Genomic DNA, 23,852 nt, shown 5'->3' with positions numbered 1-23,852 from the left:
ATGATAATTAGGTAATTTTAACACATTATTCAACTTGCTTTGTATTATCTATCAACAGTTATTCGTTTAAACCGCTTTAGTTTAGTCATACTTTGAGAAAAGAGTGTTCCTGGCTTGACACATTGAATACGCATAGGGGGGCGAAATTTTTCTAACCTGACTATTGTTTTATATTCCATTGACAGCGATGCAAGCTGGTCATTAATTTTGTTGGCAATACTATCTTGTTGCTCTGGGCCGTCATATTCCAAATTCATAACTAGCTCAGATGCCATTTCATCAGCGGTATCCATAATTTCTAGTACAAACTTATCGCTATAGCCAGCACTAGTCACCGCTTTGTTTATTTGGTCAGGATAAAGATTGGCAGCTCCATAACAAAAAGCATCATCTTGACGACCTTTAATTCTACTCACCAGGGGTAAACTACTTCCACATTCACATTGCTTGCTTGTTTTTTGTATAATATCCCCCATCACATACCGTATAATTGGAGTGCTCTTACGCCATAGATTTGTCACTACCATTATACCAACTTCACCATCATCCACTGGCTGCATGGTCTCAGGATCAACTACTTCTAACAACAGTTCAGGAGCACACCAATGGGTATACCCTGTCGTTCGACTATATGAACACTCAATTGAGCCTATTGCAATCTCTCCACAACCATAAATATCGTAAATTTTGGTATGAAATGCTGCCTCCATTTTTGTGCGGAAAGCTTCTGTAAAAGGTTCACCACCAATAACTATTCGCTTAAGATCTAAGTCAGCAAAATCCAGTTCTTCTTTTAATTGATCATAGAAATAAGATAGAAAAGAGGGATAAGTAATTATATCAGCTGGTTTTAAAATCTGTAACTTTTCTTTATGCCAGTGCATTGGCATCCGCACATCAGCCCTCACCGTTGGTGCCAGCTGTTCACTACCATTTTGGATAAAAAAGCTAGATGGCCACGGCCCTGTAGGGAATAAACAATATATTGGTCGATTACCTCTACCATTATTAGTATAAGGAGAACCTATACCAGCAATACTTAACATCTGAGCAACATGGCCATAAATATGAGGAATCTCCTTTTCAGCTACCGGAATTAATTTTGGCTTACCAGTGGATCCAGAGGTTTCTAAATAAGTTGCAACATCATTTAAAGATAACGAACAAAAGCCAGGAAATTTATCTTGACTTAATTGTTTAGAATCAATAATAGGAAGTAAACTAAGCTGCTCAAGTGATGTGAGTTGAGAGGGGTGTATGCCACTATCATCTAATAGCTTACGATAAGTAATGTTATTGCTATAGTGAAATTCTACTATATTTTTTAACTTAGCTAACTGCAGTCCAGGAATATCTCTAGCCGTTAACCCAAAGTATGTATGAATAAACTTATTATTCATAACAGAAAATTCCTTTTATATATCAATATTAATAGTCAAGTATCTATCAGCCCTTAAAAAGCAACTGATAGGTATATTTGAGTTCTTTAGTTCAATGCATCCTTTAAACAAAATATATACTATGACTTGATAAATACTAAGTAGCCTTAGAATGCATTTCCAGGTTTAACTCTATTACCCACTGTAAACTCTGCAGCACCCACTTCTTTCAATGAGAATTGAATAGGTATATTTCGTGAGGCTGCACGACAGTAATCAGGCATTAACCGTATAAACGTTGCTTCTGGTGGCATTGATTTATCTAACACCACAATAAAGTCATCCTTTTGGGTGCAGCCCGTACTAGTTACAACAATAGTAACAGCCTTCTCAGTCACTTGTAGCCCATGTAAAGTTTCAATGGCTGGTTTATATTGGTTAGTAAGCTCATTATCAACCTCTTCCATTGCTGTCGTTGCAGAAGCAAGAAACAAAGCAAATAAGCAAGTAGTTGCTTTTAATACGGTTCTATTTAATACAGCGCTAAATTTATTTATTAACATATCTACTATGTCTCCCTGACTGATAAATTGTTTAACATTTAACCTTTTATGAGCTTAAAAGGTTAGAACAATTTAAATCACAGGAAGTTTACAGGCAAGCTGTATAAAATTTATAATGAAAGCAAAGCTTCAAATCCTTTAGCTGTCATTGATGGCTCAAACTCGATAACCTCAAAGTTTGCAACATCAGCCTGATAAAAAGGATCTTCTTTAACAATGGCATCAACAATCTCACGCTCAACACTCTTTATAAGAATAACACCGCCGCTACGAGGTTTCTTTCTTCCAGATGCAATAAAATAACCATTTTCGTAATACTTTTTAATATATTCAATATGAGCATCAAGGTGTTTATCAACTTCTGCTAAATCAACTTTGTAGGTTAAAGATACAATGAACATTATTCAGCTTTACCCTCTATAATTGCTTTGAAAGCTTCTTCCAGATTTAATCTAACATCTTCAATCCATTCAATAACTTCTTCTGGAGTTTCTGATTGCATTGTAATGTTGTGGATCAATAACAATGTTGACTTCATCTTTTCAAGGTTTCTAACAGACTCCCAGCTCATCCCTTCATCAATATGAAATAATAATTTGTCTGAGTTAAGAAAACCAAAGTTTTCTACTACTGCTTCTCTTAAATTAATCCAAGCACCTTGAAGATCAGAAATGGCAGTTTTTTCATATCCAGTTGGCTCAATATCAAAACTCATAATACTTATCTATTTATATTGTCTAGATGATTATTTAATCATCAATGAAAATTTGAGCAAAACGACCTGGCTCCCATCCAACTATATCAGAAACCTGACCATCACCTACTTCAACGATTCTTTCTTTACCCTCTTTAGTTTTAATTAGGTCAATAGAAAAGAATCGTGATGTTATTCGGCTTGCACATTCTATCACTATTTCAGGTATAGGCTTATTAGCTTCTGGTGCAAAGGCTTTACTATCAAGAACAAAATACCTTACTTCGGTATCTGGTAAAAAGTTTTCAATTTTTCGAATACAAAAGCCACCTTCAATCTTGCCACGGTATTTTTGCATTTCATGAATAACTGTTACAGCCTGTGCTGGCTCAGTGATTATTGAACCAATAGATGTTTTAAGTGACTTCACATAATCTTTAATAAAGTAACTTTCCCAACCAATATTCTTCAATTCTAGCTCAAGATTACAATCTTTAGGCAAAATAATAGTCTCTGGCGTTAAGTCAGAAATTAGTTCATACCAATTAGGTAGATAGTGTAAAGCTAAATAAGAGTCAGTATCTGTAACTAGCTTTCCTCCACTATTTATAACTGATGCCCACAAGTTTTGATACTCTTGTTCATTTAACATCCAGCCACGATAGATAACATCATTAGATACTGCTGGCGTTATTCTTGAGGATGGGCTTAATTGGTCTAAATTAATCGTTGAACACTGAATACCTTCATTATCAAAAGCTTCAGCCTGAGCTTGATACATTTCATCGGGCTTAGAAGGACTGAAGTAGTCACTGGGGAATAGAATATACACTTAGATTACCTTGATTAGATAGTGTCATATGCCTTTTTCAACTGTTTTCTAACATCCGAAGATAATGACCGTGCTATCGGATACCCAAGTATTCTAATAGGGTTAAGGTAATGCTTCCAAACAGGTTTCGCATACCATTTTTCCATACGTTTTCTTAGATATTCCTCATTATACCCCCAATCAGGCATAATCATCCAAAACATACATGGAATGATCAGAAAGGAATCAACTGCAAAAGAACCACAGACATCCCGAATAATTATTTTATTAACACTATCCCAGTCAGGATATTGTTCTTTAATTTTCCTTGCATAGTTAGGGTAATCATCTGCTTCAAGGCCAATTTCGGTCCAAGCATATGAGATTACATCCCAGATTATGAAGTGTCCCATTATTTATATCGTTTACTCAGTCTATCTCTACATTAATTTGACATAAAAATAATTTTTAACCACTTAACTAAACTGAATAATTTTTCTAAAAAGAAGCATAAAACCTAAAAATCTTGAGTTTTAAAACATACTTCTATTAGTATTCTTAAAAAAACCTTACCATTTTTTACTTCACAAATAGCCTTAGTTTCATATCTTCACGCTACCGCCCTTGGACTACTCCAATCTAATACCTCCACATACTCCTATTCCTCATCTATTTTTCACTTACTCTTTATTTCTTCACATTCAATACCAACAAACAACACCATAAGCCAGATATATGAAGTAACAGGGTGTTCTGAAGCTAACCATGGATGCCTTTTTAACCTTTGATGGTACAAGGATAGGCCTTCAAGGAGGCTGTCGCAAAACTACTGCGCTTGCAAATACCGCGTTAAAAACCGGCTCAAAATGCTCATTTATTAGCTCTTTTTCGCCGATTTTTGCCTTGTCTTTACTGCGCTCCTGACTTTTTGTGACCTCCTCCAAAGGTAGTGGAAGAATACCCTGTTATTCCGTGAATACCTTTTATACTATGCCCCTATCTATATCTCTCATCCTTTCTATCCCTATACATTTGATGTCGTTCAGTTTACTTGCAACAAATCTAAACTGTTATATCACTCACATCAAATCAATCAGTATAAATTTTGTTCTGAATAAGTAATACACCACTTGTAAATACGACCATTGTCGGTCTTGAAATACGACGGTTTATCACTTGTTTATTTTTCTGATATCAATAATTCATTTTTTAGTTGCGACATAAATGTCGCTTTGTTATAAAAAGCACATCGATGATGTAAGTCAGCGATTGCTGGAAGTACAGGTTTAGCTGAGTGCTCTGCACTGTGGTTAGCGTTGCGCTAACCGAGGGGAATAGTCCTCCAACTTTCAAGCACAATGACGACTGTTTCAGCCCCACTTCGACGGTAGTACCCCTATTTGTCGTTGCGGTCTGGAACAACCACGCCGATCGGGGTTCCGCACGACAAATAGGGGTACTACCGTCGGTGGGATCAGTGAGTCGTCAATGTTCCAGGTTTAGTAGTAAACCCTTCCAGAATAGGGGTTAGGCTCTCTTAATTTTAAGGGAGCGCTTTCCCAACTCTTCCTAAAAATTTCCAATACCCAATGCGAGAGGCTTTTAGGGGAGGCCGTCAAACGATGAAATCCCATGAGCTTATGAGCTATGGGATGAAGAGAGAAGACAACAAACCATAAAAGTCTCTCGCGAAGGGTAAAAATAATGACTAGGGGATGATTTGTGCCACTCATATTGACGCTCGATCAACTACATCGAGCATTGCAGGTAAGCGACCCTCAGCTTGTACAACTCATTGTTCAACTTTCCCAGCAAATCGAAACACCGCAAAAGCCTACCCGCCAAGGTGCCGATAGCTTTGACTCATTTATTGCTGAAATTTCCACCAGTACTTTTCGCAAAAAACCAAAAGAAGAACAATGGTCATTACGGGTAGAACGCATTAAAGCGTTAGAAGCAGCTGATGCCGAAGTGCCATTAACTGAATGCTTAAAACTCCACCAGATTTTATTTGCCCTTTATGAAAAAAATGATGCATTCAGTCGGTGGTGTTTACTTTCAGTTATTCCAAAAATCGAGCTAACTTATGGACCCTGGCGGGCATTAAAAGCCATTTTTAAACAAGCTGAAGCTGACAACGACACTCTCATTTACGGTGCATTGGCAGCCCGCTTTGATCAAGCATTGGCCGATGGCGATTTTCAAATCAGTCGTAATACCCTAGTGTACTTAACCCGTCGTGCTTGGCGTTACTTACGCCGTCTGGGTGAAAGTCTACCTGCCTGCTACCCTGATACCGCATGTGATGTATTAGCCCATTATACCGATGATGCAAACTGGTCACGTACCTGGATAGCCAATCATATTTTTTATCACGAAAATGGCCAATATAATCGCAACCGTTTTACCTTCCGGGGTCGCCCCAGTACCTTACTTAAATACCGAGCCTTTGCCGACAGTTGGCGACTAACCCCCAGGCCATTATTTGCCTTATTAGAACAAGCCCAGTCAGAACAAGTCCGGCGCTATGCCACCACAGCCTTAAAGACTGATTTTCGTGCCAGTTTACGCGAAGTTGAGCCACAATGGATTAGCCGCTTAGTAGGAAACGAAAGTGCAACCATTGACGAATTTGTTATTTGGGTATTGGATAATGTCCCTCGTTTTGAACAAGCCGCCTTTAAAGAATTAGGCTTACACAACACCGTATTAGCATTGTTTAACTCCCCTTCAGATAATGCCCGTATTTACGCCGCTACTTATGCGCGTACCCATGCAAGAGACCTATCAATTACTGCATTAATCCGATTAATTGATAACAGTAATGAAACTGTTCGGCAGATGGCGTTTGACTTAATTCAGACCCACGAACCACGCAATGGCATTGGTTTGGAAAACTGGGGAGCGATATTAGAAACCTATTATGGTTGTCAATTTGCTACCGATGCATTACTTAAGTATTTTTCCAAACGGGAACTCACGCCCGCCTGGTATAGCCAACGCTTGCTTAAACCCGCCTCTAATGGTTTTGATTTCGCGGTTAAATACCTTACTCAACATCATTCCAATAAAACCTTGGAGGCGAGTTACTTTTGTGAGTTACTAGAAAAATTAGATTATCAACAAAGTCGGGCGCGAAAAACCATTCGCTTTGCTTGTGAAGCATTAACGGATTTTGATCTTAATACCCTTGCCAGTGATTTTCTCAAAAAACTGCTCATCAACCCCGACACTCAGCGTTATATCGAAAGATGGGTAGACCAAGGGTTATTAACTCCTCAATCACTGGAATTGGAGTTTTTAAAAACCATCGTTTATCACCCCAGTTGGGAACAAGACAGTTGGCTAGCAGAAATTAAACACAACCAACCCTGGGCTGAAGATTTAGTTTATACGACTGATTTGGCCGAAACCATTTTTGAGTGGCTGGCAGATATACGTCACTTTACTCCAGAGCAATTAAGTTTTAGTTGGTTGATGACATTAGTTGAACGTAGCGAACCGCTTTATCACGACTTTGCTGTAGATGTTATGAACCGGGCCTTTTTACCAGCTGATTTTGCGCCTGAAACAGAAGGTCAACCTGCATCAAAAGAAGCCGCCTGTACTGACACTGAAATTAACGTGGATTTTGGCGGCGATAGTTTTTTATTTACTGGCAAACTCGCCAAAATGACTCGAAAAGAAGCCACAAATAAAGTGACTGTCGCTGGCGGTAGCAATGCTTCAGGTGTAACGAAAAATCTGAACTGGCTGGTGATTGGCGATGAAGGCTCCCCGCTTTATGGAGAAGGGCGCAAAGGTTCCAAGCAAGTTAAAGCAGAATCATTAATTACTGAAGGTGCCGAATTAAAAATTATTTCCGAAACTGCTTTTCTACAAATGCTGTCAGGTGAACAACGGGAGTTTTCTGACGATGCCATTGAGGCAGGTTGTCATCGTTTGTGGGAAATGATCACCACCCCAAGCAAAGAAGATGCCCCACTCACTTTATTTGCACTGTCGTATATTCGCCATCACCACCCAGATATTTGTTTACAAGAAACTGATCGGCCCGTAGACCCAGGCGCAGAAATTCCTGCTGATTTTCTAAGCTTTGAACGTGTTAAACCGCTATTTAATGACAGCCGTGGCAATATCCGTGCTTTTGCATTAGAACTGGCCCACTGGGAATTTGCTCGCTGGCAGCCGCCTATTGAGCATATTGTGACGTTAAGCGAATCCAATTATAAATCAGTACGGAATTTTATAACCAAAGCCTTAACTGCTGATAACAACCAAGAACATAAACGTTATCGCATCGACCCAGATATACTCACTCCAGAAGCCGTCTATAGCTTTTGCGAATCGGCAGATAAATCCGCACGGGAGTTGGGTATGGTGTTAATTGGAAAACATCCCCGTTTACAACTGCCTCAAGAATTATTCCGGCTTACCGAAAGCCCTGATCGAGCTGTGCGCGGTTTTGTGATTCAACGTTTCTGGCATTGGTATCGTGACCGAGGCATTACCCCTGGCTGGAAGCCACAACTGTCGTCTGTTGCTACGCTTGGGGCAAAGGCCAAACAGCAAGCAGAAGCGGCTCAACAAAATTTAGGTGATGGTGCACCTACTAAACCAACTGCATTACCAGCCAGTCATGACAGCTTAGAACAATTCTTGCGCCGAATTTTATTTGAAATTGCCCCAGGCCGATTAGCCAAAAATGGTGCTTCAAACAAAGGATCAAAAACAGCAAATCAAAAAGCTAAGGGAGAAGTTATTAATAAATTAAAGCCACTCCCCACTCGCAAAGCTAAGTTGAACTTAATTGAAACTCTACGGGATATTGCCGTGGCTGATGTCGAATTTGCTCGCTACGTTCTGCCTTTATTGCAGGAATTTAAAGGTTCTCGCGGCAAAAGTGAGCATGCTGCCAGCTTAGTGGCAGTTACTCGCATTATTACCAAACATCCTGAACTGTCAGCACAAACCAGTCAGAGTCGCGAATTATTAAAGGGCGGCCAATTGGCCAATGCTTAAAGGGGAATACCAATGAGTGAATTAATAGAAAAATATCTCCCCTACTGTGGTGTCATTAAAGCGTTAGGGGCCAGTGAAAATACCGTTTATTTTATAACTGAGCACCCCGAAAAGCAGCTCACCCCCTGCTATCAACTCAATTTAGAAACCCTGGCGCTCAGCGAAACCCTGCTAGAAAATAATGCCAGTGCACTTTTAGTACTTAACGATAAAGTTTGGCTTGGTGATATTACTGGCAATATTTTCTGCAATGGTAAACGTATTACCCAGTTAAATAACCAAGTCACTAAAAATACTGAAAAAACACCAAACCCAATTAAAGCCTTGGTGACATTAAACCAGCAGCGACTCGGGGTTTTAATTGACAACCAAATTGTTATTGTCGACCAAACTAAAGGCACCCAGTTACAAACCCTAGAGCTATATTCTGAGAAATCTTCTGGGCTATCTTCTGGACTGCCTCCTAAAGTATCTCCTGAAATATCAGAAACCGGAACCGCTATCGCGACTGATGCCAGTGGTCAATGGTTAGTGGCAGGCACGAGTAAAGGCAACGTTTTCGTTTTTGAAAACGAAGCGGAAGACCAGTCAGCATTTAAGCTGAGCGAGTCGGCGAAGCTTCACGAAGGTGCTATTACCTCGTTAGCTTTTGACCCAACTGAGCTGCGGTTTTTATCAGCTGGTAACGACAACAAACTGCTACTGACTCATGCACGGGGCAAGCTGGAAGCAGAAGACCGTGACCGGGGGGCTGGCCATGCAGCACCCATCACTGCCATTGTGCAAACAGCCGGCGAGCGCTTCATTACAGGCTCTCAGGATAAAACCTGCAAAAGCTGGCTACGCGCCGGTGCTACGCGCCCATCGACTTTTAGTGAAGGTATAGGCACCGTTTCAGGCTTAGTCATTGCGCATATTCATAACCGCCCCCACTTGGTAGCAGCCAGTGGTGGGCGTTTTTCCGTTATTGCACTGGATGCGGCTGGCAAGTTCAGCCAACTTACCCACCGCCTCTACGACACATATATACTGGCCAAAAGCGAGCTAGCCAGCCATCAAGTCACTCATCGACAAACGGCTATTGAGCGCTTAACCCGTTATGGTGATAAAGCCTCACTGCAACTGTTGGATAAGCAAATCCACCAAGACCGGGACTTTGCATTACGCCAACTGATTGTCGAGCGCATTGCCACTATTCAACACCCAGATACCCAACGGTTATTAGAATCCTACTTAAATCACAAGGATGAAGCCGTTAGAACTTTTGCCTTTACCAAACTACGCGAACGATTCACCACTGATGAAACACTTCGCCCAATGGCTTTAGCCCTTAAAACCGGCCAAGTGGATGTGGGTAAGCTCGCGGTAAATGCACTAGCAGAAGTAGCGGCGGACGATGACCGAGCAATGATGCGCTTAATCAGTGCATTAGATGTCAAAGCCTATGCAGTGCGAATGTTGGCTCTCGCTCGTCTAGAAGTCGTTAATCCAGATGCCAATATTGTTGCCCTTGGTGCAAGTCAGGCGGATATTCGTCGGGCATCGCTGGTTAGGCTATTTCAACGGAATTTACTGGAGCAACCTCGGGTTATATCCACCCTCCGCCGACGCTTGGATGACGACGACAACGAAGTGCGCCAAACCGCCTTTTTAGTTAGTTTATTCAGTCGCCCAGCGCTGGCCAAAGCCATTCGCGAGCGAGATAAAAACCTCCACCGGCTGCTGTTTGATATTGAGCAGTTTTCCTTTGAGACTGATGTTACTGAGGGGCCTAAGGGATCAAAAGACACTACGGCCAGCCAACAAACAGCGAAAGAGCCCCCCAAAGTCCGCAAAACCAAACTGGCTCTGGAAGCAACGGATTATGCACCTTTGTTACAAGCCACAGCGAGCTTGTCACTGGATAGCTGCTTACTCGGTGCTCACTGCTTAGCCTTGCTCAATGACCCACGGGCGTTTGGCTTATTACTGCAACTCAGCCGTGAACAAGATAAAAGTGCTCGGGTTATGGTTTGCCATGGATTGGCTAATTTGAATGACCCACGGGCTGACCAGCGGCTACAAACGCTTCTGAATGACTCTGCAATTGAAGTCAGAGATGCTGCCTTTTCTGCACTGTCTGTCATTCACGAAAAACAACCTGTTACAGCCGCACAGCTCGGCTTAATCAGCCATCATGAAGATGTTCGCCGCCGGGCTTTACAAGCCCTGGTAAGGGTAGCGAAAAAAGAGGGCATTGCAGACACCCACCAAGTACTCTTCCAACGTGCAATTAATGATGGTAACCCTAGTGTCCGTAGTGAGGCTTTCAAAGCAGTACTCAATCTACCAGTGGGTGATAGCCATGAAGCAGCATTACGATTTGCCTTACAAAGTACCCATGCGGATATTCGCCGGGAAGTGCAAACCGAGCTAATAGCCGAAGCCAGCCACCACTGGGCTTGGTCTTTGCTACTGGAGTTACTGAATGACCCAGATAAAACTATTCGTGATGAAACCTTAGCCTTTGCCCTGAAGAAAACCAAAGGCCGCGACTACGCCCCACTGGCCGCAGCACTAAAAAGCCCTTATCGGGATACACGCTTAACAGCCATTAGTGAGCTCAACAAAAAGCCTGGTGAGCAAGCCCAACAGCTACTGGTTGAAGCCATCAATGACAGTGAACGGGACGTTCGCAAACAGGTTATTCAAGCCTTAGTCGATGCCCAAGCCACCAAAGCACTTCAACAGGCAATGGCCAGCGAATACCAGGATGTGGTATTACAAGCTGCTAGTGCCTGTGCGCGCTTGGGTGATGAGGCTGCACTGGCGCCATTATTAACCCTGGTAACCCAAACAAAACCGGATAACAAAGAGGATGCCAAACGCTGGCAAACTACGGTTGAATCTGCATTGGCAGGTTTAGCCCTGTTGGAGTCACCTGCCTGTGTAAGCACCATTACACCGCTGCTGGAAAGTGACATCAGCTCGATTCGCCGGGCTGCAGCTAAAGCCCTGGTCTGGTGTTGTGATAGCAGTCAACAAGCCACTCTAGAAAAAGCACTGCACCATCAGGATAACGAGGTCAAACTAGCAGCCGCCCAGGGCCTGGCCTTATTAGGCAGCGAGTCTGGTATGCCTGGTGATAATAGTCTAGCTATGCAACTAGCTTTAGAGCAAAGCCAAACCCAGGCAGAAAAAGTCCTTTGTGTGAGTGCATTAATGGCTTTTGGTGAGGCATTTGCTGACAGGCTGAGTTTTTACCTGGATGACAGTGATCAACTCGTCCGTATAGCTGCCTTAATGATGCATTTGCTGCCCAGTTATAAAGGGCAACCAGGACAAAGCCATGATACTTTCGCTACCCCTTTGTTGGCCATGCTATCGGCTGAAACCCCAATACTACGGTTAATTGCAGCCCAGGCCATTGAGCGCTTACACGATAAGCCCTCCTATGCTGAGTTACTCAACGCTGTGTTTAACAACCAGTCTGGTGAGCCATGGCAAATCCGTGCTGAAACCATTGATCTATTTGCTGAGCTGGTGGTATTCGGCAGCAGCCGTCTACGCAGCAAAACCCTCCAGCTATTGGAATACTTATTTGCTAATAAGCAGGATGCTTGGGATCAAGCCTGGCAGCACCATACCCAGCGCTATAAAACTGAAATCAATGAGCTAAAAGCAGCTACCAAGAAACACAAACTGGCTAAAACCAAAGTGGATCAAGCTGAGTTGGAGCAAGTGGCCTTTGGCACCTACTGCGGCTTAGTTCGCGAGCAAGGCAATACCCCAGGGCGACGCAAGGTGCGCCATGCTGATAGTTCGATCATCACCGTACGTCAGTCAGCCTTAGCCTTGCTAGCCAATATGGTCAAGCGTAACAACGATTTATTAGGTGCTGCAGAATCTGTATTTATGCAGGCCTTGGGTGACCCCAACCAAACTGTGCGGCTTTACGCTCTTGAGCAGCTACAAACATTGGGAACCGATACCACCCTACTAGCGAATGAGTGTCTGGAAACCGGTCATAACGACCTGGGGGTGAAAGCCCTGGAAATGCTGACTGAAGGCGAAAGTCTGAAGCAAGGCCAAGTCATTTTGCAACAAGCGATGGTCAGTCGTACCGATAACCTAGCGCTGGAAGCCGCTAAATTATTACTAAAAAAAGCTAAGCCAGTGACAGTGGCCAAAGCCGCTCTGGATGCAGCTGATAAAACCGTCAGGCTAAGAGGCATTGATTGGTTAGTTGAAGATTACGATAACCCCAAAGCTCAGGCACTGCTGCATAAAGCTCTTAACTCTCGCCATCAGGAAGTGCGAGAAAACAGCACTTACGCCTTAGCCGTTAAGAAAGATCCAAAGGCATTTGATGCGCTGGTTACACTGCTGAATAGCCTGCTGCTGAACCACACTGGCAAAGGGTTTAGCCGTGAGCAGAACCGAGGAATTCAGGCACTGGTTAAGTTGGGAGAGCCCAAAGGAGCCAATGCTCTGCTCGACTTGGTGGATAAACTGGAACAGCTAGGCAAAACCTCAGCAGAACAGCTCAATAGTTTATTTAATGCAGCGGGTGGTTTTCGTAATCCAGCAGTTGCCCCAAGGCTGTTAGCCATGATGGATAACACTTCATTACGCCAAGGCGCATTCAACGCATTGCTAATCATCAGCGGCTATGACCAGCCGATTGAAGACCCGGAAGATGACAAGGTTGATAAAAGCTGGCTTGAACAACAGCACCCCCGCCATGATCAGCTATTGCAACAGTTGTTAGACCGTTGCTTAGCGCTGGGAGAAACCAAGCTCATTTTACGGCTGTTAGAGGGCGCCCGCTGGTCACCATCTGATGCGGTTAATGACTCTCTCGCCACCCTAACCCGTCATGCTAATGATGATATTCGTCAGCTAAGTGTTTTTAGCCTGGGCTGGCGGATTCGCAAACGCAGTGGTCCAAGCACAGCCGTGGTCAGTGCACTAGCCAATCAAGACCCAATTACTCAGTTTTGGTCTGCATACAGCTTAGCCTTAGCTGGCAATGACCAGGGCATCAGTATCTTACTGGCAGGTGTAGACACCCTAACAGACTTAAGACTCCGCCAATTAGCAGTGCAAGCATTAGGTGAGCTAGGAGATGAACGCGCACTCGATACCCTATTACGACTAGCCAAAGATGATGAGCATGCCTTGCAGGAAGTGGCGGCTGAAGCCATCGGGCACTTAGGTCAGTCTGACCAGGCCGAGACAATTTTTGAGCTGTTAAAAAGTTTTGTGAGCAGTGATCGCTGGGGTTTGGTGATTAATGGCCTGCATGGTTTGCGCTACTTTGATACCCGAGCTGGCTGGCAGCTCGTTCGTGAAAAAGCCGAAGATAGTGACTTCTTTGGCCGGGAAACCGCTCTTGAAGTGTTGGGCTATAACGACGACCCAGCCAGCAAAGACTTATTACTCGCTGTATTGGCAGAAAACAGTGCTAACTATTATGACTGGGGCGAAGCTGCACTCAACAGTGCCCGGCATTTATTTGGGGAAGACGCTTTGGCCCCTGATTATGCCTTCCTGCGTTGTGGTGCTGAGTCGTTTGGTAATAATGACGACTTCAGCCAAGCACTAAAGCGGGTTTGTAGCATTGGTGAAGCCAGTGAGATGTTTCGTATTCTGCCTGACTGCGCCATAGGCGTACGTACCCAGCTTGCGATGAGTTTGCTGAACCGAGAGCCACTGCCATTGAAAGAAGCAATTGCAGCCTTAGCTAGCCCACATAGGGAAGCAGTGGAGGTCGCCGCTACTGTAGTTGGCTACAGCCAAGCTACAACTAAAGCGATTACTCAAGCAGTAGATAAGTCACTCGCCACCTGGGCTGATAAGTGGGCGGAAATGCGAGTTTTAGAACAGCAAAGCATAAGTCACTATCACTCTGACGAGAGCGAAAACCTCACCCTTACCTTGCAGCGATTAATCTGGGTTGCTGGTGTAGCAGGCTGTAGCTCTGATGTGCTGTTGGCTTTAGCCACTGCCCACCAAGATGACACTGCATTCAATGACACTCGCTTTGCGGCTTTCCAAGCACTAGCATCCGTTAAACAGACTGAGGCTACTCAGTCTTTAATAGCTGAAGCCGTTTTCCATACCGATAGCCGAATCCGTAGCCTGGCTGCTAGCGTGATTACTAACAGCCAAACCACCCCAGTTGTAGGCCTGGCAGCCCAAGCCGCCAGTGATCGTTCGGTTTATCAGCAACTCACCCAGCAGTTTGATGCTAAATCAATGAACGAGGCTAGCGTGGCAAATGCACATTTGCAGGGAGTTGTGCTACCACAGGTAATCAGCAACCAAGGCACTGAAGCTTTACTGGCCACTGCTTTGAAAGACGAGTTAGCTGAAAACACCCGTTTAGGGGCTATTGAGGCATTGGCCCAATTAGCCAGTACTGAGGGTGAAGCGGCATTGGTGAATGTGGCCACAACTGAAACCATTGATGAAGATTTACGCAAAATGGCCTGGCGATGTGTGCGCCGTTCCAAGCGGGCAAGGGTGGCAGGAAACTAACTATGAGCAATGAAAACAAAACAGAGGAAGCGGTAAGCTCTCCTTCTCATACCGAGATCGCTATCGAATATGCAGGGCAAAGCCAAACGACAGCTAAAGATTCTGGGGTAGAACTCAGCCTGTTTGGCAATATTAAGCGAGACCCAGTAAGTTTGGCAGGCAAGGTCAAACAACCCATGGCTTTTCGCGAGGCACTTTCAACCTTGTATGCCATTGTTGGGAGTGATTATCGCTATAAACCGAAAGATCGCACCGCTTACCAAGCTTATCGGCGGATGCGTAATGAATCGGCGAATAAAAATGCCTGGCAAGCCCAACAAGATTACTTTAACTGGCTACTGAGAAATGATCCGCAAGCGTTCTTGATTTTAGACCCAGTAATCAGCGTGCAGCCGGATCAGCTGATATTGGAAGTGTTTTCTAAAGATGAAGGGACTTACGCTAACCTGGCTATCGATCTATCTGCATTTGAGTTAGAAAGTAAACCCTCTTGTGGTACCACCAATATTGACTTTAGTGATGCACTAAATGAAAGCATTCAGCAATTCCGTAGCTACCGCGACACCACCTTACGGATTGGCCAAGAAACCGTAGCTGTCGATGTTGAAGGGAAAGACAGTACTTTAGAAAAGCAAATCAAGGTACCTGACTCTTGGCTACGGGGCTTTCTGCAAGTGCAATCCGCCGCCATGTTACCCAGTGATAGCTTTACCCTAGCACCAATGGATATTTACAACTGCTTGCGCCACTTACGAATGAATGCCGATGTTAAAGGGAAACGTCGTGGCTTGCGGGTTGAACTAGTGCCAGGAGAAGCTCCCCGGTTATTGCTAGAACCCTGGGAAACAGTGATTGAGTCGGGTGCTGGTATTTACCAAGGCAAACAGGCTAAAGTGGTCAGGCTCTGGGGCCGTCGTCGTTTGATGCTGTTAAAGCGGCTCTTACCATTTATTGATTCAGTAGATGTACATATTGCCGGAAGTGGCCTGCCCTGCTTTTGGGTATTACGTTGTGGGCCAATGACATTAACTTTAGGTCTAACCGGATTTACCGCCAATGATTGGTCGCAAGCATGTACCTTTGATTTACTATTACCCAGAAAATCAGAGGCTGACAAAAGCGATCAGACCAATCAGGCACTGGAACAGGTCATTAAATACCTGACTCAACACTGGTTTGCCAGTTTGAATGATCTAGCTAAAGCAACCCAATTAAAAAAACCTGAATTGATTGCTGCATTACAGCTTGGCTGCCAACATGGACAGTTGATGTATGATATTGCCCAACAGGTTTACCGCCTTCGGCCATTGACCAATACTCTGTTAGATCGACCACGACTGGAGTTTCGTAACCAACGGGAACGAGTTGCCCATGACTTATTAGCGCGAAAAAATACGGTTACAATCAGCAGCGAAAACCGTATTTATGGCACAGGGACAGAAGTAACCGGCAAGGTAGAAGTAAAAGAAGATAAACGGGACTATCGACCACTGTTTTTAATTTCTGAAGAAGGTTTTGTCTCAAAAGCCGAATGCAGTTGTAGCCTTTTTCGTAAACAAGGCTTAAAAGCAGGCCCTTGTGAACATTTAATTGCCTTACGATTAGCTTTTGCCAAACGGGAAATTCAGCGTAAAAACAGCAGCAAATCCCGTTCAACCATTACTGTAGAAACCCGTACTTATAGTCGCCGAGATAAACAAGGGGAACATTTGTATCAAATATCCCTTGACCATAAACGGGTTAATTGCCGCTGGGGGCGAACAGGTACCAATTTGCGATTACAACGCTTTCAATTTAATTCCGTAGAAATGGCCCGAAACGACTATTTGGCGAAAGTCGAGAAGTTAATTAGTAAGGGCTATTTAGATGCATCAGCGGACTAATCATATGAAACAACAAAGTAAAATTAATCAACTATGGAATGCTATCGAAAAAGCCGGCAGTATGAATGCCTATATCGATGGCCAATTACGCGAACACGGGTTTTTAGTAAAGCGCCGTGATACCGATAATATGTCTAAACGAGAATTAGACCGGTATAAAAAAGAATTAAAAGCTGAAGCTGCTGAGAAAAAACGCTTAAAACAAGTTGCTTGGCAAGCCTATAAAGCCAACCACATTGTTCATTTAGGTGACGGCATTTATTGGAATGACCATGATGATTTTGATCGTTGGGATTTAAATAATGCCGAAGAACGTGCCGCTGAAAACGAACTACCACCCTTAGATAAACCACAACAGTTAGCCCACGCATTAGGCATTACTATTCCTCAATTACGCTGGCTAGCTTTCCATCGGGATGCAGCAACTGAGTTACATTATCGGCGTTTTACCATTCCGAAAAAAGACGGCAGTGACAGAGCTATTTGGGCACCAAAAACACTGTTAAAACAGGCGCAATATTGGATTAATGACAATATTACCCGCAAATTAATTGTACATGGTGCTGCCCATGGTTTTATTCCAGGTCGTTCTATTTTAAGTAATGCCGAAGTTCATACCAACTCCAAAATCATCCTGAAAATGGACCTGGAGAATTTCTTCCCTACTATTACCTTAAAACGGGTGAAAGGCTTATTTAGAAAAGCAGGTTATCGAGAGCAAATAGCCACTTTATTAGCTTTGTTAGTCACTGAAGCCCCGAGGGAAGTTGTTGAGGATCAAAACAAAACCTACTTTGTTTCCATGGGGCCACGCTGTTTACCTCAAGGTGCTCCTACCAGCCCAATGATTACCAATGCGCTATGTTTAAAGCTAGACCGACGGCTAACAGGCATAGCTGAAAAATACGGCTGGCGTTATAGCCGCTATGCAGATGATTTAACCTTCAGCCTGCCAGATGGCAAGGACAAACAGCCAAATTTAGGTAAGCTAATGCATGTAATAAAGCAAATTGTCAAAGATGAAGGTTTTATTATTCACCCGGAAAAAACTCGAATCACTCGTAAAGGCGGCAGACAAAAAATCACTGGCCTGGTTGTGAATGGTCAAGGAACACCCCGTGTACCACAAAAAACTAAACGGGAATTAAGGGCTGCTATCCATAACTTAAAAAATGGCAAACCGCTAAGAGAAGGTGAAACATTGGCCCATCTTGAAGGGTTGGCTGCATTTATTTGCATGACTGAGCCAGCGTTAGGCCATAAAATGCTGAATCAATTGAAAGCAGTTGCTAATACTTTGTAAGTATACTCTTCGCGAATGGTTTTTAGGGGCAGACGTCGAATAACAAAGCCCAACTAAAAACCATTCGTATTGGATATATCACCTACAATACCAAATACCCCGGATTCAATTAAAGAAGCTACGCAATACTTGAAAAGTATTGAAAGACGAGTGCTAAGCAGAGTTGCATAGCATGAAGCAATGTAAATATCTGTAAATATTATTGTCAACAATGTTATCTCTAAATATCGTCACTATGACAGTTTATAGAGCTGGTGAAGTCAACTAATAAGTAATGAGCTATATACTGTTAAATTAGCAGCACTAAAAAACCAGATAAAAATGACTCAGGATTAGTCTATGAACCGCAGGGAAATGATTAAAGGTGTTGGTGTTGGCTCGTTTTCTTTAATAGCAAGCAGCGCAATAGGTCAGTCGCTTTATAAGGACTATAATACCCCATCAAAACTGCTTACTCCTCATTGCAGCCTGACACCAGAACAAATTGAAGGCCCATTTTATATTGACACGGGCCTGATTCGTCATGACATTACAGAAAACAAAGTGGGTGCACCATTAATACTCATGTTTTCTGTTGTAGATGCAGAAACTTGTCAACCAATCAAAGATGCTGTCGTTGATTTATGGCAGGCAGATGCACTAGGGTACTATTCAGGGTTTGATAAACAAGGCCCTAATCAAGACAAAGATTTTTCTGGAGAAACTTTTTTGCGTGGTACCCAAATAACCAATAACCATGGCCAATGTATTTTTCAAACAATTTATCCAGGCCATTACACTGGACGAGCGACCCACCTTCATTTAAAAATAATATTCAATAACAAATCTCTCATTACCACTCAGTTATATTTCCCCGATGATATCTCCGACCAGGTCCATCAAACCAGTCCTTATAATGAAAACCTTGCAGAGCGCACGCGCAATGAAGATGATTGGATTATGGTAGATGGCTTAATGCTAACAATAAATCCACATCAACAGTTTTATGGTTTTGAAGCAAACTATGTGTTGGGTGTGAATAAAACATAATGCGAGTAAAATATTTCACCTGATGCTCAGTCACTAAAAGGAAGATAATAGTGCCCATAAAACTTTAATACACTATTATCTTTCCGACAGTTATGACTTAGCAATACTACAATTTACTGACTGAAGTCGGTAAAGCAAAACTCACTAAAATCAAAGTGGGTGGTGGTGGTACCGATGAAGGTAAAGAAACCTTCGCAATGAGTCTGTCATCACTTTAATTCGAGAGCGTTGGATTGGAAGTTGAACCACTGATACAATTGCTAATATAATAGCTCAGGATAAACTGGCTGCCGCTAAAGCAGCTAAGAAATTTTATGACGGGGTTTCTAAGTATTTGGCGGCACCAGATCCTCATCAGCAGTACGTCAAAACTAATAATTTAGCTAGCTTAATAACTAGTGCTTTATTCACTCAAGAAGAATATTCATTAAAAACATCAGTTAAGCTCCCTAATACAATACTGCGGACAGTTTTATAGGTGTTGTATGTTAGTGTTTACGGGGGGAGTGCTCTACTCTCATATACTTTATTGCAAGATAGCATGAGGCTTAACATGCAATAAACTCCTCCTTCCTATGGTACATGGCCTGTAGAGCAATGTTTTATAATTCAAAAACTGTCCACAGTATTGTAATAGAGAAAATAGTAAATTTATTGTAGAGTGGTGAAAATTAATTTAAATACAAACTAAGTAAAACAATAAAATTTCAAACAAGAATTACCAAAAAAAGCTTCTTTTGAACAAATATATTATGAAAATGGCGCTACTGCTTATATAACTTGGTCAGTTATTTCTCCACGACCAATAACTATGGATCATGATGACTATGGTCGTATCTTTTCATGGTTATGCTTAGGATATTAGCTTACCCCTACATCTTTTCACCAGTAAGTAGTGATTTACATCTCATTTTGTTCTAGAATAATAGCTCACTTAAGCCAATAAAACCTAGAAGTACTTATGAAAGCCAAGATTATTTCAGTAGTTTTTGCCATTTTGCTGTTACCTGCATGTGACTCAATTGACCCAAAGGACAATACGAAGGCACGAGAAGCTTTAATAGGAACCTGGAAAGGCGATGGTGACTATGATACTGAAAATTCAGGCACTAAAGACTACTGGAAAACCACTCGATATGCTAATGGGAGCTATGATTTAGAAATATTAACCTTAGACCCAAAGAAAAAAACTTATGAATACTATAAAGAAAATGGTCAGTGGCATGTAAATAAAGGATACTACACTGAAGTTTCTGACAAGGGTGGAGAAGCTAAATATATTATTCTTGATCTATCAAGTAACAAGTTTGATTATAATGATGCATCAGATACTGACCATACCTATTATATTCAAGAGGATCGAGTTAAAACTTCTTATAACCTGAGAAAGCCTCCTAGTGGATATACAGAAAAATAGCCTTTAAGCCTTGGTAACACCAAGGCTTTTTATCTTTAAATCACCGTTACACTTTTCGCTAAATTTCTTGGTTTATCTGGATTATACCCTCTTTGGATCGCAAGATAATAAGCTAACAGTTGGCAGGGGATAATATGACTAATCACACTAGCTAGATTATTCGCTACAGGTAATTTAATCATATAGTCAAATATTTCATTGGGTTTATGACTGATACCGATGATCATACCACCACGGGCTTTGACTTCTGAGGCGATAGCTGTCATATAGCTAGCATTGGTTTCATCCATAAAACAAATAACTGGAGTACCTTTTTCAATTAAAGCAATGACACCATGTTTAAGTTCGCCGGCTGGAAAGGCTTCAGCATGAATATAGCTAGCTTCTTTAATATTAAGTGCACCAATTTTACCTGCACTAATAAAGTGTCGATTACCTAATAAATAAATATTATTGCCAGTCATAGTCTGGGCCAAATTTGCAATGGCTTGTAGATTATCATCATTAAAATAGAGGCTTAACTGCTGAGATATCTGCTCAATTTCAGTTTTAGCAAGCTCATATTGATTAATAATCGTTTTAGCGAGCAAATAACCAAAGGTTAATTGCGCAGTACTGCTTTTGGTTGATAGCACACAGACTTCAGGGCCTGCATAGCTAAAAAACACAAAATCAGAAAGCCTAGAGAGCATAGCGCCAGGCATATTAACCACACTAGCAATCAATACGCCTTTTTGTTTTGCCTGCTCGACAAAATTTAGTGTATCTGCTGTTTCTCCACTTTGGCTGATTGCTATTAACACATCATTAGCTTCCATTGATGCTAAATAACTTTCAGCTTCATAAGCCGGTATTGGCGTAACAAAAACACCAGCGACTTTTCGCAACATGCCAGCAATTTGCTCGCCAATAAAAAAAGCTGCACCTGCTCCAGTGATAAAAATATTAGTAGCTTTACCAATAGCGCTGATGAGTCCTGCTAATTCGTTATGCTTTATTGCTGCAGCTCTTGAAACTGTTTCCCACTGTTGATTTATCTCCTTTAGCATAAAGTGGGAGAAGCCTTCTTGAACGTGTTCTTGTTGATAATTTTCAAGTATCTGCCAGGTAGGGGAAACTTCTTGACTCGTCTTTAAATCGATTAGTTTCACTCTATTTTGTTCACAACTAATCATTTGTAAATCATCAACCAGTAAACAAGTATTAGTATACTGAGAAAATGAATAATAATCTGAAGCAAGAAAAAGTGCTTCATAGCTATCATTTGTTGTATTACAAGGTTTAACGCCAGCAATTAATGGAGAACCATTGCGAATTCCAATTAACAGTTCAGTTTCTGCACAAATCAACACTAACGTATTCCGCCCTTTTATTTGTTTAAATACATTACTCAGTGCGATTTGATAATCATTTGATGAAAATAAAGTGTCCTTATTTATTACACGGTTTGCCTTCAACAGACTGAGCTCACTTTCTAACAAGTGAATAATAACTTCTGTATCAGTTTCACTAATCAGCTTGATTCCTTGTGAGATAAGTTGGGCTTTTAGTATCTGGTAATTTTCAACAATACCATTATGCACTAAGGCAAACTGCTTTGTTGTTGCTACATGGGGATGACAATTGGTGATATTAACCGCTCCATGGGTAGCCCAGCGCGTGTGGCCGAGAGCCAAAGTCCCCTCAAAACCAATAGGAGATACCTCCGCTGACTGCAGTGGATCAAGTGTTTTATAGACTTCTATCCTGTCCTGCATGGGGATCGCTAGCCCCCAAGAGTCATAACCCCGATACTCTAGACGTTGTAACCCCTGCACAACTGTCGTAACAGCATTGTCTTTGCCAATATAGCCGAATATACCACACATAGTTTGTCACTCCCCAGCTGACAGTTTATTAGCCAATATAAATGGATATACCATTGTCATAACAGCATATACAAAGCATACTTGAGTGAATAGACTAGTTGTCAGCAGAAAATTGACAAATATACCCTTCGTAAATAAACTTCAGGTTTTGTTATGACCGTCATGGATGACGGGAATGCAGTTTATGCATGGTGGTATGGATACCACTAATTAGAGCAATGCAGGAGCAATTGCCGAGGAGCAGTAAGCTGTCATCGCAATTCGTCCCAGTCATTTATTACAGGACCTCATCACTTGATGCCTTGCCAAAAACGCCTTCACTGTGGGTATTTAAACTTAAAGTGGGTTATTACTAGCAAATGAATATAAAACAGGTATTAGCAGAGTTAGATTTGGAGGCCAGAGAAGTTGACGTTTATTGTACTTTATTAGCGCTTGGCACTGCCTCTATTCGCGACATTGCTGAAAAATCAGGCGTAAATCGTGGTACAACCCATGAGATACTTAAAAATCTACTAAAGAGAGGATTGGTTAGTTTTCATCCCAAGGGAAAGCGACGCCACTTTTGTGCCGAATCACCCACTAAGTTATTGGAACTGGCAACCGATCGACAAGAAAAGCTACGCTCTGCAACACGGCATTTAGTAAGCGATATTATTCCTGACTTAAATCGACTCAGGCCAGAAACCAGCTCTCCTCAAGTCAAATACTATGAGGGAGATGAGGGAATTGAAAAAGTATTAAAAGACATTTTAAATACTGCAGAAAAAGCTGAATCGAGAAGTTATGATGTTTATTCATCTAAAGCTATTCGAAAATACCTGTATCGGCCTTTTCCCAATTATACATTACAACGGGTAAAACGTAATATTCGAGTCAGAGCCATTGCCATTGGTGAAGGCGGTGAAGAGGCACCGCTTTCAGAAAGAAAATGGATTGATGACGGCAATAATGGTGGACAAGCAAGTTATGTGGCCATTTTCCCACCTAAATGCGCTATGATTTCATTACAGGAAGGAAATTACCCTACTGCCGTTGTTATTGAATCAGCTGCAATTAGCCAAGCACTGCAGTTATCATTTAATACGCTATGGCAGTTATTGTAAGTTTTAGTTTGGCATAAAATTTACCATACTACGTCCATACATTGATTTCTTACGGTCTACAATACTGGGTCTACCGCTTTTGCCATAAGGAATTTTGGTTATTTCACCACCAGATTTGAGGAAGTCCGCAGTTTGCTGTTCAATACTCTGGTGGGTTTCTATACAAGTTGATTGTTTTTTCTTACGAGGCATAACCGGCCTTTCGTTTGTAATATTAATATCCAAAAGAATAGACCAAGTTTACTAATTTTGCTT

Annotated in this window: 15 protein-coding genes; 7 read left to right on the top strand and 8 right to left on the bottom strand. The window is 42.2% G+C overall.

Features of this window, described 5'->3' with window-relative positions:
• Positions 1-44: 44 nt before the first annotated feature.
• The 6 genes from G4Y78_RS01795 to G4Y78_RS01770 form a co-directional block, all read right to left on the bottom strand.
• On the bottom strand, positions 45-1,400 hold the full coding sequence (locus tag G4Y78_RS01795) for a phenylacetate--CoA ligase family protein (RefSeq protein ID WP_163831090.1): 1,356 nt from the start codon (positions 1,398-1,400) through the stop codon (positions 45-47).
• 146 nt (positions 1,401-1,546) lie between these two features.
• A complete protein-coding gene (locus G4Y78_RS01790) occupies positions 1,547-1,942 on the bottom strand; it encodes a hypothetical protein (RefSeq protein ID WP_163831088.1) in 396 nt (131 codons plus the stop codon).
• Between the two features lie 110 nt (positions 1,943-2,052).
• Positions 2,053-2,343, bottom strand: a complete 291-nt coding sequence (locus G4Y78_RS01785; protein ID WP_163831086.1) for a YciI family protein — start codon at positions 2,341-2,343, stop codon at positions 2,053-2,055.
• Complete coding sequence (locus tag G4Y78_RS01780) at positions 2,343-2,657, bottom strand: NAD-glutamate dehydrogenase (RefSeq protein ID WP_163831083.1); 315 nt, start codon at positions 2,655-2,657, stop codon at positions 2,343-2,345. The genes G4Y78_RS01785 and G4Y78_RS01780 overlap by 1 nt, the downstream gene beginning before the upstream one ends.
• 34 nt (positions 2,658-2,691) lie before the next feature.
• Positions 2,692-3,417 (bottom strand): ATP-grasp domain-containing protein, encoded by a 726-nt coding sequence (locus G4Y78_RS01775; protein WP_163831080.1) that lies wholly within the window; start codon positions 3,415-3,417, stop codon positions 2,692-2,694.
• A 65-nt stretch (positions 3,418-3,482) separates the two neighbouring features.
• Positions 3,483-3,860, bottom strand: a complete 378-nt coding sequence (locus G4Y78_RS01770) for a hypothetical protein (protein WP_163831078.1) — start codon at positions 3,858-3,860, stop codon at positions 3,483-3,485.
• Between the two features lie 1,309 nt (positions 3,861-5,169).
• Between G4Y78_RS01770 and G4Y78_RS01765 the strand changes: the two genes are divergently transcribed.
• From G4Y78_RS01765 to G4Y78_RS01740, 6 genes are all read left to right on the top strand, one after another.
• A complete protein-coding gene (locus tag G4Y78_RS01765) occupies positions 5,170-8,469 on the top strand; it encodes a BRCT domain-containing protein (RefSeq protein WP_178124447.1) in 3,300 nt (1,099 codons plus the stop codon).
• Between the two features lie 12 nt (positions 8,470-8,481).
• Positions 8,482-14,991 (top strand): HEAT repeat domain-containing protein, encoded by a 6,510-nt coding sequence (locus G4Y78_RS01760; protein WP_163831076.1) that lies wholly within the window; start codon positions 8,482-8,484, stop codon positions 14,989-14,991.
• Between the two features lie 2 nt (positions 14,992-14,993).
• Positions 14,994-16,874 (top strand): SWIM zinc finger family protein, encoded by a 1,881-nt coding sequence (locus G4Y78_RS01755; protein ID WP_163831075.1) that lies wholly within the window; start codon positions 14,994-14,996, stop codon positions 16,872-16,874.
• Positions 16,875-16,878: 4 nt separating this feature from the next.
• Positions 16,879-18,177 (top strand): retron St85 family RNA-directed DNA polymerase, encoded by a 1,299-nt coding sequence (locus G4Y78_RS01750; protein ID WP_163831073.1) that lies wholly within the window; start codon positions 16,879-16,881, stop codon positions 18,175-18,177.
• Between the two features lie 339 nt (positions 18,178-18,516).
• Positions 18,517-19,206, top strand: coding sequence for an intradiol ring-cleavage dioxygenase (locus G4Y78_RS01745; RefSeq protein ID WP_163831070.1), 690 nt, complete (start codon positions 18,517-18,519; stop codon positions 19,204-19,206).
• A 961-nt stretch (positions 19,207-20,167) separates the two neighbouring features.
• The gene (locus G4Y78_RS01740; protein WP_163831068.1) at positions 20,168-20,623 is read left to right on the top strand and encodes a hypothetical protein; all 456 of its coding nucleotides are present in this window, start codon (positions 20,168-20,170) and stop codon (positions 20,621-20,623) included.
• 35 nt (positions 20,624-20,658) lie between these two features.
• Here G4Y78_RS01740 and glmS read toward each other — a convergent pair whose 3' ends face one another.
• Positions 20,659-22,491, bottom strand: coding sequence for a glutamine--fructose-6-phosphate transaminase (isomerizing) (gene glmS, locus G4Y78_RS01735; protein WP_163831066.1), 1,833 nt, complete (start codon positions 22,489-22,491; stop codon positions 20,659-20,661).
• A 359-nt stretch (positions 22,492-22,850) separates the two neighbouring features.
• On the opposite strand from glmS, the gene G4Y78_RS01730 reads away from it, so the two are divergent.
• Positions 22,851-23,597: a TrmB family transcriptional regulator gene (locus G4Y78_RS01730; protein ID WP_163831064.1), complete on the top strand. Its 747-nt coding sequence runs from the start codon at positions 22,851-22,853 to the stop codon at positions 23,595-23,597.
• Between the two features lie 3 nt (positions 23,598-23,600).
• On the opposite strand, the gene G4Y78_RS01725 is transcribed toward G4Y78_RS01730, so the two are convergent.
• Positions 23,601-23,789, bottom strand: coding sequence for a hypothetical protein (locus tag G4Y78_RS01725; protein WP_163831062.1), 189 nt, complete (start codon positions 23,787-23,789; stop codon positions 23,601-23,603).
• Positions 23,790-23,852 lie beyond the last annotated feature (63 nt).

This window comes from Spartinivicinus ruber (assembly GCF_011009015.1).
Taxonomy (GTDB): Bacteria; Pseudomonadota; Gammaproteobacteria; order Pseudomonadales; family Zooshikellaceae; genus Spartinivicinus; species Spartinivicinus ruber.
This window is presented reverse-complemented; position numbering and strand designations above follow the sequence as displayed.